Genomic DNA, 15,460 nt, shown 5'->3' with positions numbered 1-15,460 from the left:
TAACTATTTTAGGCAAATGAAATTGAATTTAGAGCAAATTCTGCCGGATAGTGATAGTTCGTTTAGGTTTCTTTTGACCCCTAAATTGAACGAAGTTTTCTATTGGCATTTCCACCCTGAAATCGAATTAGTGTATGTGGAAGCTGATAAAGGAATTCGCCACATCGGAGAACATATCTCGACCTATGAGGGATGTGATTTAGCCTTAATCGGATCCTATATTCCCCACTTGAATTTCGATTATGGCGTAAAGGCAACGGTGGAGACGGTAGTGATTCAATTTCCAGAGACCTATTTCGAGAGTGGATTAGTCCGAATTCCGGAATTAAAAAAGGTGGTAGATTTGATGGAACGTGCGAAAACGGGATTGGCTTTTACGGGAGAAACGAAGCGGATAGCTGGTGTACGGCTGAAAAAATTAGAACATTTGGATCGATTTCATCAGTTTATGGAGTTGATGAGCATCTTCCAGTTTTTGGCAGAATCAGACGAATATGTAGACCTCGATGTTCGCCCCATTTCCAGCCAAACCATCCTCAAACAACAAGAACGGATGCACCACATCCACCAGTTTGTGGAAGCAAATTTCCAAAAAACCATCGACACCCAGCAAATCGCGAACGAAGTCAACCTCTCACTTCCGGCCTTCTGCCGCTATTTTAAGAAAACCACTAAACTCACCTATACAGATTTCGTTAATCAATACCGCGTTCAATTCGCCAAAAAACTCTTGATTCAAGACAAGAATGTGACCGAAACCTGCTACGAATCTGGCTTCGAAAGTCTTTCCTATTTCAACCGGATCTTCAAGAAATGGACAGGTGAGTCTCCGTCGAGTTTTAGGAAACAGCGGTTACACTAGTACGCGGTAACGGGTGGCATTTTTCTCACCATACGTTGAAAATAATTCCAATGCGACTCCTTTTTTTAAATCTCTACTGGCCGTAGCGGTGGATAGGTTTTTGAAAATGCGCTGGTAGTCTTTTCTGGAGAAGTCTTTTGTGCCTATATAAATGAAGTATTCGATGCGTTCGGTTTCAGATAAAACCACGTTAGTCGTGTTTAGTAAATTCGCTAGGGATTTGTCTAAAACCCCCAGCATGTATTCGATGAAAGGCGTTAATTGTCCACAAGCGTCACTCGATGCAAGTGCTTGGTAATAGTCTGTTTGCGAGGACGCGATAATCGTTTCAAAAGGTAAGAATTCGAAAATGGGATGTGATTTTGATAAAATGAGTGATTGCCAAAATCGTCCCATCCGACCATTCCCATCTATAAACGGATGAATGAATTCAAGCTCATAATGAAATACACAACTTTTGATGAGAAGTGGATCAGGATTATCTGCCACATACTGAAAAAGATCGTTCATTAAATAGGGGACACGATCAGCAGGCGGAGCAATGTGCGTTAGCGTTTTTCCTTTTGTGATTCCCACGGATTTATTGCGGTATTCTCCTGGATTTTTGACTAGATCTTGCATCAAAAAACGATGAGCACTTAAAAAGGAAGTGTTTTTAGATGGCTTAAATTCGCTCCAGCGCTCATATAAGGCCATTGCATTTTGGACTTCTTTTTGATCTCTTTCAAAACCAATCAGCAATTCCCCCTCATTAATCGCCTGCACCTGCGATTCACTTAGCGAATTTCCCTCGATTCCCAGGGTTGCCTGAATTGTCTTAATTCGATTTTCTTTCCTCAGTTTAGGTGATGGCTTGTCCAAATAATGAGCAGAGGCTTTCCCTATCTTCTGAGAGATCGAAGCTACTAAATTCAGTATAGCGGCAGTAATCGTATAAGGTGGCTTCATGATAGTATCATATGATACTATCAAAGGTAAAATAAAAGGCCGAAGAACAATGTCCTCCGGCCTCTTTAAAATGGTCAGCTAAGGATTATTTTCTCCCTTGAGAATATTGATCAATACCAGAAATTTTTCCGTTTAAATCAAATTGGAAAATTTCAACTAATGATTTGTTCCAAACAGAACCATCCTTAGAAACACGCTTCTCTGTAGACGTTACAAATACCCCTGAAACTGGATCCGTATAGGCGATCTTAATAGGAATAATGCTTGTAAATTTCCAGTCTAGTGAAGTATAACCATCCATCATTTGGCTAAGGTCTTTTTTCGTCAACTCTAGTTTGTTGCCATCAAAGTCAGTGATTTTTACCTTTTCAGCGAAGAATGTTAAAACTGTAGTTACATCCATCGCATTATAGGCTTTGTTGAATTTCTCCATAGCTTCAATCTCACCGCGATTTGAGAATTGGAATGCTCTGCCATTTACTTCATTTTTAGGATCAGCTGTGATGAATTTTCCACCTGAAGTTTTGCCGAATTCGTTTGTCGAAGGAATTTTCGCGTATTGATTGAAGTTACTGATTTTGCCATCTTTGTTTACTTCGAATATCTCAAAAAGATTCATTTTTTCTTTTGAACCATCGATCATTTCGCGTGTTTCTATTGATTGTAATAATACAATTTCGTTTGTTGAACCAGCGACTTTAATAGGCAAAATAGCTTGTGGAACATTATTTAATGTTTTTGCATAAGCATGCCATTTATTGCTGAATTCGCCTGTTTCCTTTTGCATCTCTGGGGAATATAGCGCTAGATCTTTTGCGGCATCATTTGAATTATACGCTTTCACCATGTCTAAAACGACTTGGCTGCTTTTCTCCGAACCTAATTGAAATGCTTTTCCAGCATCTGGGCCAGAGAAATACTTACCTGCTGTCGTTTGTGCAGATACACTGAAAACGGATGCTACGATAGCACCTACTAGAACAAATTTTTTCATTGAGATTAATTTTTTGATTAGGTCGGCAAGTACGGCTGAAAAAAGGGTCTGTGGAAAGAAAAGGAGAATGCATTTGTTCCCAAATGCGCAAAAGGGAACAAATTCGCTTGTCCAAAATGAACAATAGCGAGGGAGATGTACTAGGTTTGGCAAACATTAAAAAAACTAATAACAATGAAAAAACTTATTTTATCACTTTGTGTGGCGACAGGATTATTCTCTTGCACGTCAGAGGCGGATCAAAAGGCAAAACTTGGTGCAGCAAACATGGCCTTTTACACGCGTGTTTTTGACGTGGCAGTGAATGAAGGTCGCACGGATATCTTTGATTCTGCCTATGTGGATGATGCAGTTTTGCACACCGTTCCTGAAGTAAAAGGTAAGGTGAATGCTAAAGCCTATTATTCTAATTATGTAACTGGCTTTTCGGAACGTCAATTTATCGTGAAAGAAATGTTTGCTGACGGGGATAAATTAGTGAAGTATTGGCAGTTTAAGGGAAAACATACAGGAACATTTTTTGGCATTCCAGCGACAGGAAAAACTGTTGATGTTATCGGCTGTACGATCGCGAAAATGAAAGATGGAAAGATTGCTGAAGAGCAAGATTTCATGGACAATATGGTCTTTATGCAGCAACTAGGCCTTCTGCCAGCAGCACAATAAAAACAATTGTTAAAGGTGGGGGTTTAGGCTCCTGCCTTTTCTTTGATATACACAGAAGGGGTTACTCCTTTGCGCGCCTTGAAGGCATCGATGAATTTCGAACGCGAGACGAAACCGGCATCAGATGAAATCGCTTCGATCGTAATTTTCTTCGCATTCCCCTCCTCAATTAATTGAGAAGCATATTCGATGCGCAAGTCATTCTTCCATTCGCCAAACGTTTTTTGCATTTCCTTATTGAAGTAATTCGATAGAAAACGTTCCGGCATTTTCAGGTCAAAGGACATTTGTGAGAGGGAAAAATCTTTCTTAACAAATGGGTGGGTGGCTAAATAGCCCTCTAATTCTCTTTCGAATGCGTAGAAGCTACTTGATTTCTTGGGTAAATTAGATTTGATTTCCTGAAAGATAGTACCATCAATTAACTCCACTTCATACGATACGTTACCGTAGAGGATTTTGGGAAATAAAAATAGAATGAAGTTTTGGACAAAAAATCCTCCACCACAAATCGCAAAGAAACGCGCCTCACTGAAAATAACTGTAGAGGGAATCCCTAAAATGGCATAATTATGGGCATATACCGTTAACATGTGTCCCAGGCTATTACCCGCAATCACCAGTTGTAAAAAGATTAATGAGAAAATCCACTTTTGAATTAACCGATGATTCGACGGCAATGAGCCATATTTCTGCAAAAGGTGACGCTTATTCACCAGAAAATAGATCACTGAGGCCACACAATAGAGAATTAAATGGATAGAACGGCCATACAAAATCTGCTCAAAAGTGACCCATTGGAAGTTTAAATTATAATCTTCCGTGATGTTCACAATCTCGTGAGCCATCGCCGTCTTGGTCGCTAACGACAAAGTCGTGAAAGGTAAGGTGGCTAATCCCGTAAAAATCGCCGGAATCAGATGTATTAAATCAGACAAGTGAAGTTGCTTGTCTTCTGAAACCGTGTGTTTCACATAAAAGAACAAGGCTGGACCCAGCAAGAATGAGAGCGGTAAAAAATGTACGAAGCAGATCCCCTCCCAAAATTCGATTTTACTGTAATGCAACCCAAAATACACCATCAATACGGAATTGCAGCACAAGAAAAACAAGGCTAAAAACGTATTTGATCTATTCAATGAACTAAGATAGTACAAGAGAATAAAGGATGTAAAGATGCCGAACAGCGGAGCTAGTATTGCCAAAACCTGATATTAATCAGCTACAAGATAATAATATCTGTTTAATTTAACTAGATGAACAAGGTTTACGCTACGGCATTTGATGCCATTTCTGATGTTTCTTCAGGCTCCTCGATGTTATTTGGTGGTTTTGGTTTAACAGGTGTTCCTGAAAACTCCATAAATGCGTTGCTGGACATCGGAACAAAAGAGATTCTCTGTATCTCAAACGAAGCGGGAATTGAGGGTTTCGGGCTAGGTAAATTAGTCGCTTCCCGCGCCATCAAAAAGCTCATCTGCTCCTATGTGGGCGAAAATCACCTGTTAGAAGACTTAATTCTAGAGGGTCACTTATCCGTCGAACTCGTTCCGCAAGGAACCTTAGCAGAACGCATTCGTTGTGGCGGTGCGGGAATCCCCGCCTTTTATACGCCAGCCGGGGTGGGAACGGATGTGGCTGAGGGGAAAGGGGTTCGGGTGTTTGAAGGGAAGAAATACTTATTAGAAAAGGCTTTAACTGCGGATTATGCTTTTGTCAAAGCCTGGAAAGGGGACACGGACGGTAACTTGATTTACAAGGGAACTTCCCGCAACTTCAATCCAGTGATGGCGCCAGCGGGAAAAATCACCATCGCAGAAGTAGAAGAATTGCTTCCGGCGGGCAGCTTAGATCCGAACGAAATCCACACGCCTGGAATTTACGTACAGCGCATTTTTCAGGGATCAAACTATGTCAAACCTATCGAACATTTTCCTGCCTTGGCACATTCAGAGGATGAACAGAAAGAAATCATCGCGCGTCGTTTAGCGAAAGAAATCAAGGATGGAGATTATGTCAACTTGGGTATCGGTATTCCTACGCGCGTATCGAATCATATTCCAGCGGGAATGAAAGTGATTTTACAATCGGAAAATGGACTACTTGGTATCGGGCCTTTGGCAGAACGTGGTCTGGAAGATCCAGATTTAATTAATGCGAGTAAGCGCCCAATAACGATTTTAAAGGGAGGCTCGATTTTTAGTTCCGCAGAAAGCTTTGCTATGATCCGGGGGGACCATATTGACGTTACCATTTTAGGGGGAATGCAAGTTTCTGAAAACGGAGATTTAGCGAACTGGAAAGTCCCTGGCAAAATGGTCAAAGGAATGGGAGGGGCGATGGACTTAGTCGCTTCTGCGGATAAAGTTATCGTAGCGATGCTGCATTTGACCTCTGATGGAAAATCGAAATTAGTGTCTTCTTGCGATTTGCCTTTGACCGGGGAGCGCTGTGTCACGCGTATCATCACTGATTTAGCCGTTATAGACATAAACCCCGAAGGCGGCTTTCTGTTGAAAGAGCGTGCCCACGGGGTTTCAGTTGAACAAATAAAAGCAGCTACGGCCGGACGATTAATCATCCCGGACCAGGTGCCAGAATTTTAGATTTTATAGTATTGCTCCCAACCTTTTCTTGGCGGCGCTCCTACTAAAAGGGAATTCGCTAGTGAGTTGTTCGTAATTTGTTTTGTCTTGCGATCAAATTGAAGTTTCGTATTCAGTTTTTGAGCCATGACACCTAGTGAGAACACTTGACTTAATGGACCTGCGATTTCGAACGGTGAACGAGTCTTTTCTTGACCCATACAGGCCTTTAAGAAGTTCGCGTAATGGTTAGATGGGCTAGCCTGCACTTCCGGTAATTTTAAATCTTTACCCGCATCGCCTAAAATTGAAAGCGTGCTTCCGTGTGATCCGCCTTTGAACGTTAAATCCTTGCTGTAGATAATCTTGCCCGGATTTAATTTAGCGGGCTGTATTTTCCCATTTCCTGCTGGAGGAATATTCGGATCTAATTCATTTGTTCCATAATTCGCTGGAACTGGTGGAATATTGTTCACTCCGTCATACCACGTTATATCCATCGCAGGCATATTCTTGCGCTCTGGGAATTTAAACTGAATCGTAGACGACATCGGGTAGAAAAAGTTATTGTGGCCATCTGCCCGGAGCATATTGATCTCCGTAGGTAAACCTAAGTCTAAAAATTCATGTGCGGTATCCATAATATGAGCACCCCAGTCGCCTAGTGCACCTAAACCATAGTCATACCAGCAACGCCATTGTCCGTTCACAAAATCTTTTTGGTAATCATGTGGCGAAACGACCCCTTGCCAAATATCCCAATCTAACGTAGATGGAATCGACTCTGCTGCGGGGAACTTCGTAATTTTCGGATCCCAACTGTGCCAGCGACGAGGCGAATTCATGTGCGCTGTCATCGACGTCACATCTTTAATGATGCCCGCCTCTTTCCAAGCTTTGAATTGAAAATAATTTCCCTCTGAGTGACCTTGATTACCCATTTGTGTGACTACTTTCGGGTGCTTGCGCGCTGCCGCCATCATTAACTCAATTTCGTTAAACGTACGTGCCATCGGCTTTTCTACGAAGACGTGCTTGCCTAAAGCTAAAGCCATCATGGTGATAGGGAAGTGTGAATGGTCCGGTACACCGATAGAAACGGCTTCAATCTGCGATCCCATTTTATCGAACATCTGACGGAAATCTTGAAAGCGGGGTACATCAGGAAATTTCTCTAAGACTTTCAATGTTTGAGGAGCTCCCATATCTACATCGCAAAGCGCTACGATATTAGCAAGCCCCGTATTATATAGGGACATCACGTCTAGGCCACCTTGGTTACCGATACCGATACATGCAAGATTAACTTTTTCGCCAGGTAATTTCGAAAGTATATTAGGGAAAGCTGCAGCAGCTCCTAGTAAGCCGGCATTTTTTAAAAAGTCACGGCGGGAATTATAATGTTGATTCATGATTTAATAGGTTTGCCTTTAAAAGCCAAAGACTTAGCTAAACTACTTGCCTCCCAAATCAAAAAAAAAGATGAAAGAAAAGTTCTTTCATCTTGATGCACACCAAACCACTAATTGATTTTGTAATAAGCGAAGATATGTCTAATTATTGGTTATCAAACATCGGTCTTATAGATTATCAGTTTATTGGTAAAACGAAACTGCGATCTCTAATTTTTTGCGTATTTTTTCTCGTAAATGAAATGGTTCAATTACCTGCAATTCAGTGGAATAACGTAGGAGGAAATTTTCTAGTTCTTGGTTAATTTCTACTGATAACTCAAAATGCAAGGAGTCAAGGGTGTTTTGCGATGGGTGGATGGGATACTTCGTCACATATTCCTTGATCCAGGAATCTTCTTGTATTTGGAGGAGGATTCGTTCCGCGTCGCTAACACCCCGGAATAAACCTAAGGTATTTTTAAAAAAATCCGATGGTTGGAAAGCAGGATGAATTCTCGTTTTAGCTGTTCTAGAACTCTCGCGTATTTCATCGATGCGGTCCAAAGCGAAAAGACGTAGCTGATCAAGCGAAATTTTCGTGACGGATTCTGCTTCAGGGATCTCTTGGAACAATAAATACCAGCCCGTATACCAGCCATTATTATATTCCTTGATGAGCAGAGGTAGGCCAGTTACTGATTTATTTTTGGACGACGCTGTTAAACCTTTGTGCGATATTTCGATGAGTTGCTTTCCAGCGATGGCGTCTACTAGAAATTTAACGTGTTCAGATCCTGAACGATCTCCTTCGTTAATTAATTCAATCGCAGGCCAAGAAGCTAGGTCATTATGTTTAATGAGGTTATTTTCCAACGAGATGGCCCGCAACTTATTCACAATTCCATTCCCATTTCCCCCTGTAAACAAATGTTTATTGAAATCGATCATGGAGGCAATTTGGTCTAATTCTTTTTCAGAAAAGGAGGGGAACGCACTGATGTCATCGCGGATATAATAAAAGCGATTTTCAGATTTAGAATAGCGAATTAAATCCCCATGGGATTCTTCTAGGCTCGGATACCGTTCTGCAAGTTTCTCCTTTAACGCTTTTAAGTCCCGGCTAAAGCTACGTTCACTATAGCTAATTTGATCAAACTGGTCTACGAAATAGGCGCTTACCGTGGAGGCCCTCATCGGAAATGATTTGCGCAGAAAAAGGTTATTGAGCTCTTTGAGGCGATCCGTTGTGTTCATAAGACGAATCTACTAAATTTTCAATAAGTCGCCAATTATTGGCGTACTACTGTTGCAATTTTGGGTATTCAAAAACGAAAACAATATGAAAAACATCAAAACATTACTTGTACTTCCTTTCTTTTTTTATGCAACAGAGGGCTATTTAAAAGCATTTCAAGTGAATAAAACGACTGGTGCAGTTAAGTTATTTGTGATCTGCAATTTCTTGATTTGCCTTGGATTGATTCTGGCAGATTTTCAATTTTTTGGAAATACGGATGCAGATGGATTTTATACGCAAGCGGTATTAGCGGAATTACTTTATTTGGCTGGGGGGGCAGGATTAAATTTGTTCTCGGAGTTAGAGACGCGTTAGTTTCCGCGCTCAAACTGGAACTTCAACACGAATTCATGGGTCTGATTCGTGATTTTAGAAATGGTATTAGTAGGCATTTCATATTGATAACCCAAGTAAACCGTAGGGCTAAATTGGACGCCTAAATTAAGGCCGATGGCATTTTCATTACGGTAGCCAAAGCCCACATCTAGTAACTCATAAAAGGAACCGGTTAGATTTATATCATAGCTTAAGGGTAAATCCGCAGCCGCCCTTACGATGGCATTGGTGTGCAGGGTGACGGCTTGACTTAGCACCTGCTTTTTCCCGATCATTCCATAATAGAATGAGGCGTCTTTGTATTTTCCGTTTTGTAGTCCAAAATCATTCCACAACATTCTCGGCTGAGAAATACTCACATAAAACTTATCTTCTTTCGCTAAACGAACACCCCATCCTGAATTAATCTGTAGTCCGGTTGAATAGTTTTGAGTAAACATTTCATCGGTTTGGTCTAACAGACTGAGGCCGGAGAAATCCAATGCCAGGTTCGTTACTCCTACTCGAATACCACCTGATAGCGCCCATTTGTCATTAATCAACGAGTGGTAGGCAAAATCGCTATTCACTGAAGTGGCCTTTACTGGTCCTAATTGATCTAAAAAAGAGGTAAAACCAACTCCCATTTTTTCGCCCCAGTTGAAATTACCCATTAATGCAGTGGTCACCGGTGTTCCTGGCATGGAAGTCCACTGATTTCGGTTCACTAAAATGAGTTCATTTTTATCACTGGCCCCCACAAAAGTAGGATTAATGACTTGTGGATATAAACGGAATAAAGAGAACACAGGATCTGTCTGGGCCTTTATTTGGCCAGCAAAAAATAATAAACACCCGCAAATGATACTGCGTAATCTCATTTATTTTTTCAATCGATTGATGTAAATATAAGTAGAAACCTTAGGTCTAACGCCATTGTAATCTAAAATATAGAAATATACCCCGTCAGGCAAAAGGCCATCCCCGGCTAAAAGAGGATTTCCCCGGTTTGTTTCCCCTCCCCAATTATTTGCATAATCCTTTGCCTCAAAAACCATATTTCCAATTCGATCATATACCGTCAGCGTATTCGGAGTGGTCCGCATGACTCCTGGAATAACTAGGTAGTCATTTTTTCCATCTCCGTTAGGGGATATCCCTTGGAAAGCCACTGGGTCACAGGCGTCTGGATCAATTCGGTTGTCCACGCCATCGTGATCGCAATCAGGCAACCCACCATAATTCAAATCATTTTCCCACTCATCTTTAATTTCATCCCCATCGGAGTCCAAATCATTATAGTCAGGAAGTCCATCTTTATCGGTATCAACTGGTTTATTTCTATCCCCGCCTATTTCAACAAGATCCGTGTAGCCATCTTTGTCGGTATCATAATTCACATCTTCAAGTACCGTGATGATGGTGCTATCGAGTCCTGGACCGGTAGAATTTCGGGCGGTAATGATGTAATTTCTAGGATTGGCTGGCCAAGTAGGAGTGCCAGAAATTACCCCTGTTTTAGGGTCTAAAGTTAAACCTGGAGGTAATAGGGAATCTGTCGTAAATATATCGACGATACCGATCACTACGGGTTTGAAACTAACCGGAACTCCTTGTTTGAAAACACCAGTCGCGGGGTAATCAATTTCTGGGAAAGCGATTAATACTTTGATGGATACCGTAAATATATCATACCCCGTCGTGTTGCTAGCGGTTATTTGGTAATCGATGAAATCCTGCGCTTTCGTAGGGGTACCCGTAATTGATCCTGTTAATGGATTAAGACTTAATCCAGCAGGCAATGGTTTGTCAATCGTATATAAGGTTGGATTGCCTTGTACCACTGGATTTAAAGGACTGATTTTAATCTTTTCCGTGTATATCTGTGGCGTTGCATAAGATAAACTGCTTGGTCTTGGAATGACGGTTGCTATACGAATGGTATCTGTCGTAGCAGCAGTACTGTTCGTAATGGTCACCACGTAGGTGGTAGGCGGTCTTAAAACCGTAGGTGTTCCAGAAATGATTCCAGTGGTGGGGTCAAAACTCAAGCCAGCCGGAAGAGGCTTATTGATAACGATGCTTCCTACGACTCCTTTTATAACTGGGACAAGTGGGGGATTTGTTTGGCCAAAAATAAACAAATCAACTCCCGCATATACTGGATTAATCTGAGCGCCCAATGGCGGTTCTGGATACGTAATACGTGGCCTTGCAATTAGCACCGTAATGATCACCCTAGCCCTAGCTGATCCCGTTGTATTTGTCGCCGTTACCCAATAGATGGTGGCTGGGATAGCTTTTGTGGGCGTTCCGGATATGATTCCCGTGATAGGATCTAAGCTTAACCCATCCGGCAATGGTTTGTCGATGGTATACGAGTCTACTCGTCCGATTACCCTTGGATTTAAGGGGGCAATCGCTACTTCCTCCTCATAAATCACCGGTGTGGCGTAGGCCAAATTTTTAGGAGGAGCAATCAATATTTCCAAATCCAACGGAGCAGAGGTAGATCCAGTCGAGTTAGACGCTGTTACTATATACCTCACGAGGCCCGTATAAACACTTGGTTTTCCTGTAATTTCCCCTGTAGCCGTGTTGAAAGTAAGTCCAAGAGGTAAAGGTTTGTCGATTGCAAAAGCCGTCGCTAATCCAGAATAGGTTGGCCTTACCGGTGCCAACGTGCTATCTTGAATTAATTTAGTCGGGCTAAAATAGGCCAAATTAGAGGGAGGGGCAATGACCACTGATATGTCAATGCTGGCCGTTGTAGAACCAGTACTGTTTCTGGCCGTAATCACATAGGTTTGCATCGAACTTAAAGCCGATGGATTACCACTAATGATACCCGTACTTGAACTAAAGGAAAGTCCTGCAGGTAGCGTTCGGTCGATGGAATACGTCGCAACGGTTCCCGTCACCGATGGCGCAATGTCAGGAATCACAAAGTTTTGGTATAACACCTTAGGAGTAGGATAGACCAAATTCCTAGGGCGGGCAATTAATACCGTAATAACCAGATTTGTGGAGGTAGATCCAGTGGAATTACTAGCTGTCACCACATAAGTAGTCGTTGGTTTTGCTAGTGTCGGTATTCCAAAAATTCGCCCAGTCGACGTATCTAATATCAAACCAGCAGGTAGGCTAGGGCTTACAGTATAAGCAGAGACAAATCCAGTTACGGCCGGGTTCAAAGGCGGAATATCGACTCCCTCTTCATAGACGTTCGGTGTATTGTAAGATAAACCGGTAGGCGCAGGAATGAGGACCGTAATGGGTAAACCATAGGAGCTAGACCCCGCTGCATTAATAGCGGTAATGGTAAAAATAGTGTTAGGTATCGCCTCTGTGGGAGTTCCCGTAATTACCCCCGTGTTCGTGTTGAAGAACAAGCCAGCGGGTAATGGTTTATCGATGGTATAAGACGCTACAAATCCAGTTACCGTAGGTGTCAAGGTACTTATGGTCGTTCCGGTATAATAGATAGGTGGATTTGTATAGGTTAAATTCGTAGGCGGTGGAATGGTTACCGTAATATCGACGAATGCCGTTCCGGTTCCAGTGGTGTTCGTGGCCGTAATGGTGTAAGTGGTTTGTGGAATCTGAACGTTCGATGCACCAGAAATAACGCCAGTACTCGTATCAAAATTTAGGCCACTAGGTAATCCTGGGCTAATTGTATAGGAGTTAACGACCGTTCCAAATTTGTTAGGACTTAAGGGGCTGATGGCCACTGTCTCATAATAGACATTCGGTGTTGTATAAGAGATTTGAGGTCTAGCAATCAGTACGGTGATGTTCGTAGTAGCCGTGGTAAATCCAGTTGAATTTCTAGCCGTAATGGTATAAGTAGCACTCGGAGTGGCCAAAGTAGGAGTACCATTTATCTGTCCATTGCTCGGGTTAAAATTAATCCCCGCCGGTAAAGTAGGATAAACCTCGAAAATATCTACTACGCCCGTAACGCCAGGATTAATGGGTGAAATAGGCACCCGTTCTTCGAAAATCAAGGGATTTGTATAGCTCAGAGTAGATGGCGCTGCGATTTTGACGCTAATCGTAATGGGAGCCGTGACAAAATCCGTCGAGTTAGAGGCTCTGATAATGTAGACGGTACTCGGGCTTGCTGCTGTAGGTGTTCCGGTAATTACCCCCGTATTGGGATTAATAGAAAGTCCTGGGGGAAGACTAGCCGCCGTAAACGTTATACCTGTTCCGGTGATACTTGGGGTTATTCCGGTAATGGGAATACCTTGGGTGAATTCATGCGGAGAGGAATAACTAAATCCACTTGGCGGAGGTATTACTACCCGAATACTTGTCGTATAAATAATCGACGCCGTACTATTGGCCGCTGTGATGGTATAGATAATTGGAGGGCTTAAAACAGACGGGAAACCTCCGATTTCTCCCGTGGTTGGGTCGAAAGTGAGCGCTCCCGGCAAGGTAGGGCTAATGGTATAACTAGAAACCGTTCCGGTAATGGTAGTGGGTGGAATGGGGGCAAAAGGTGTATTTAGATAGAGTGTTATCGGATTAGGATAAGTCAGGTTGGTAGGTGCCGGAATTAATACATCAAAAGAGAAGACTTCAGAATGATCGCCGTTTGCATTACTTCCTTTAATGACATAGGTGTTTAACCCTGTGGTTTCTGTAGGGGTTCCTGAAATAGTTCCTGTTAACGGGTCTAAGGTTAATCCACCCGGCAAAGGAGTGGTTGTGGTGTAAATGGTGACAGCACCTCCCATGGGTGCTCTGACCGGTGTAATAGGAGTAATGGCTGAGCCTGTAAAGAAGCGATTGGGTACCGTATAGGTAAAGTTAGGCGGGGCAATGATAACGGTGATGTCGATATTGGAGTCGGTGTAACTCGTTGAGTTTGTCGCTCGAATGGTATATCTGGTGGTTGGACTAGGCACCAGTGGGGTACCTGAAATTCGTCCGTTGCTAGGATCTATGGACAAGCCGCTAGGTAAGGTAGATCCTGGTGCCATGGCAAACGTGACACCTGCCCCTGTAACAGTGGGTTGAAATGGGGTTATGGGTGTGTATTGTTGAAATACATAGGCACTTGTTGGAAAAGTTAACCCTGCCGGAGGAGGGATAACAACGGTGAACACGACGGTGGCGGTGGTAGCTCCTTGGCTATTTCTACCCTCAATAACCACCGTTACTGGAGTTGAATTCAAGATAGTAGGTGTCCCAATAATATCTCCAGTATAAGGGTCAAGCGACATTCCAGGAGGCAACGTTCCACTAATTACGCTAAATGATTCTATATACCCAATGGCGCTGGCAATAGGCACAATATTTTGTCGATTGACTATGAGCTTGACAGGAGAATTATAGCTTAAAAATGCCGGTGGAGCTAAGTTAATTTGAACAGTAGCGGTATAATTATTGGATACACAGCCTGTGGTCGTATTTTTGACATTGACACTGAAACTATAATTTCCCACTTGACCAAAAGGAATGGTAACCGTTAACGATGTTCCACCCATTGGCTGATTCGTTAAAGGTGCAAATCCATTCATATTGATGGAAGTAGCCGAAAATTGAGAGGGGCTATTCGTCGGAGATGAATAGGGGATTTCAAAGGAGCGATCATTCGAAGTGATGGCAGCTACGGTACCCAAGGTGATCGTGGGTAGCGGATTTATCACAATAGTAATCGGGTTGCTTGCGCTGCTGACGATGCCACCAACGGTTGATTTAGCGGTGTAAACTCCGGCCTGATTCACCGTAATTGTCTGTCCTGATCCCGCGATAGGCACATTATCTTTGTACCAAGTAATCGTACCCCCTAGATTCGAAGTAAGGGTGGTGGAACTGCCTGCGCAGATGGCTTCTGTCCCTTTATTGTACCAGGTCTCAAAGGTGAGGTTACCATTATTGTCTCCTAAGGTGGCATCCGTAAAAGTGTATTTTGATCCACCAGCCCAGTTACCGATGTAATATTCATACACGTGATCAGCAGCGTATCCTACGGGAAAGTTAGGTAAGGGAGGGCAATTGCCCATTAATTTCCAAGTAACTTCCGCACAAGTGGAATTTAGCACGGGTGAATCCGTTCCTATGGGATTGGAAATATTCGAATTATAATAGGCCGCATCCATGTAGAGCGCAGTGGACGAAGCACTGGTCCCAAATGTACCTTTTACTTTGATCTTGTAAAAATAATTGGGATTGGTGGAAGAAGAAATTTGACTTGAAGTTCCAAATGGCAACCTCATACTCTTTAAATCCTCCCCTAATTTAAACCATTTCGCATCATCACTAGTCCCCTCAATCATAGGCGCAGGACTCACAGATTGAGCGCGTGCTATAATTTGGATGAATAGTAACAATAAGAGAAACAGTTTTCTCATGTAGTTTTAAGAACAGATATAAGCTAAAATT

At 42.5% G+C, this 15,460-nt stretch carries 11 protein-coding genes; 4 read left to right on the top strand and 7 right to left on the bottom strand.

The window, feature by feature from the left end:
* Window positions 1-16: 16 nt before the first annotated feature.
* Window positions 17-862 (top strand): AraC family transcriptional regulator, encoded by an 846-nt coding sequence (locus tag SKC37_RS09495; protein WP_377981249.1) that lies wholly within the window; start codon window positions 17-19, stop codon window positions 860-862.
* On the opposite strand, the gene SKC37_RS09490 is transcribed toward SKC37_RS09495, so the two are convergent.
* Together SKC37_RS09490 and SKC37_RS09485 are read right to left on the bottom strand one after the other, a co-directional pair.
* The gene (locus SKC37_RS09490) at window positions 854-1,810 is read right to left on the bottom strand and encodes a Fic family protein (RefSeq protein ID WP_377981248.1); all 957 of its coding nucleotides are present in this window, start codon (window positions 1,808-1,810) and stop codon (window positions 854-856) included. The two genes, SKC37_RS09495 and SKC37_RS09490, sit on opposite strands and share 9 nt — an antisense overlap.
* 85 nt (window positions 1,811-1,895) lie before the next feature.
* A complete protein-coding gene (locus SKC37_RS09485) occupies window positions 1,896-2,804 on the bottom strand; it encodes a nuclear transport factor 2-like protein (protein WP_377981247.1) in 909 nt (302 codons plus the stop codon).
* A 174-nt stretch (window positions 2,805-2,978) separates the two neighbouring features.
* Between SKC37_RS09485 and SKC37_RS09480 the strand changes: the two genes are divergently transcribed.
* Entirely contained in the window at window positions 2,979-3,470 is a 492-nt protein-coding gene (locus SKC37_RS09480) for an ester cyclase (protein WP_377981246.1), read from the top strand.
* Between the two features lie 23 nt (window positions 3,471-3,493).
* On the opposite strand, the gene SKC37_RS09475 is transcribed toward SKC37_RS09480, so the two are convergent.
* On the bottom strand, window positions 3,494-4,609 hold the full coding sequence (locus tag SKC37_RS09475) for a helix-turn-helix domain-containing protein (RefSeq protein ID WP_377981245.1): 1,116 nt from the start codon (window positions 4,607-4,609) through the stop codon (window positions 3,494-3,496).
* Window positions 4,610-4,726: 117 nt separating this feature from the next.
* On the opposite strand from SKC37_RS09475, the gene SKC37_RS09470 reads away from it, so the two are divergent.
* A complete protein-coding gene (locus tag SKC37_RS09470) occupies window positions 4,727-6,076 on the top strand; it encodes a 3-oxoacid CoA-transferase (RefSeq protein ID WP_377981244.1) in 1,350 nt (449 codons plus the stop codon).
* On the opposite strand, the gene SKC37_RS09465 is transcribed toward SKC37_RS09470, so the two are convergent.
* Together SKC37_RS09465 and SKC37_RS09460 are read right to left on the bottom strand one after the other, a co-directional pair.
* Entirely contained in the window at window positions 6,073-7,467 is a 1,395-nt protein-coding gene (locus SKC37_RS09465) for a Gfo/Idh/MocA family oxidoreductase (protein WP_377981243.1), read from the bottom strand. The two genes, SKC37_RS09470 and SKC37_RS09465, sit on opposite strands and share 4 nt — an antisense overlap.
* 183 nt (window positions 7,468-7,650) lie before the next feature.
* On the bottom strand, window positions 7,651-8,703 hold the full coding sequence (locus tag SKC37_RS09460) for a helix-turn-helix transcriptional regulator (RefSeq protein ID WP_377981242.1): 1,053 nt from the start codon (window positions 8,701-8,703) through the stop codon (window positions 7,651-7,653).
* Between the two features lie 85 nt (window positions 8,704-8,788).
* Between SKC37_RS09460 and SKC37_RS09455 the strand changes: the two genes are divergently transcribed.
* Complete coding sequence (locus SKC37_RS09455; protein WP_377981241.1) at window positions 8,789-9,061, top strand: hypothetical protein; 273 nt, start codon at window positions 8,789-8,791, stop codon at window positions 9,059-9,061.
* On the opposite strand, the gene SKC37_RS09450 is transcribed toward SKC37_RS09455, so the two are convergent.
* Together SKC37_RS09450 and SKC37_RS09445 are read right to left on the bottom strand one after the other, a co-directional pair.
* On the bottom strand, window positions 9,058-9,942 hold the full coding sequence (locus tag SKC37_RS09450; protein ID WP_377981240.1) for a PorP/SprF family type IX secretion system membrane protein: 885 nt from the start codon (window positions 9,940-9,942) through the stop codon (window positions 9,058-9,060). The two genes, SKC37_RS09455 and SKC37_RS09450, sit on opposite strands and share 4 nt — an antisense overlap.
* Window positions 9,943-15,429, bottom strand: a complete 5,487-nt coding sequence (locus tag SKC37_RS09445) for a putative Ig domain-containing protein (protein ID WP_377981239.1) — start codon at window positions 15,427-15,429, stop codon at window positions 9,943-9,945.
* Between the last annotated feature and the right edge of the window lie 31 nt (window positions 15,430-15,460).

Origin of the sequence: Aquirufa esocilacus (genome assembly GCF_042715595.1) — a bacterium.
Lineage (GTDB): Bacteria > Bacteroidota > Bacteroidia > Cytophagales > Spirosomataceae > Aquirufa > Aquirufa esocilacus.
This window is presented reverse-complemented; position numbering and strand designations above follow the sequence as displayed.

Coding starts and splice junctions, on each gene's coding strand:
- SKC37_RS09495 (WP_377981249.1), top strand. CDS start 17: ATGAAATTGAATTTAGAGCAAATTCTGCCGGATAGTGATAGTTCGTTT.
- SKC37_RS09490 (WP_377981248.1), bottom strand. CDS start 1,810: ATGAAGCCACCTTATACGATTACTGCCGCTATACTGAATTTAGTAGCT.
- SKC37_RS09485 (WP_377981247.1), bottom strand. CDS start 2,804: ATGAAAAAATTTGTTCTAGTAGGTGCTATCGTAGCATCCGTTTTCAGT.
- SKC37_RS09480 (WP_377981246.1), top strand. CDS start 2,979: ATGAAAAAACTTATTTTATCACTTTGTGTGGCGACAGGATTATTCTCT.
- SKC37_RS09470 (WP_377981244.1), top strand. CDS start 4,727: ATGAACAAGGTTTACGCTACGGCATTTGATGCCATTTCTGATGTTTCT.
- SKC37_RS09465 (WP_377981243.1), bottom strand. CDS start 7,467: ATGAATCAACATTATAATTCCCGCCGTGACTTTTTAAAAAATGCCGGC.
- SKC37_RS09460 (WP_377981242.1), bottom strand. CDS start 8,703: ATGAACACAACGGATCGCCTCAAAGAGCTCAATAACCTTTTTCTGCGC.
- SKC37_RS09455 (WP_377981241.1), top strand. CDS start 8,789: ATGAAAAACATCAAAACATTACTTGTACTTCCTTTCTTTTTTTATGCA.
- SKC37_RS09450 (WP_377981240.1), bottom strand. CDS start 9,942: ATGAGATTACGCAGTATCATTTGCGGGTGTTTATTATTTTTTGCTGGC.
- SKC37_RS09445 (WP_377981239.1), bottom strand. CDS start 15,429: ATGAGAAAACTGTTTCTCTTATTGTTACTATTCATCCAAATTATAGCA.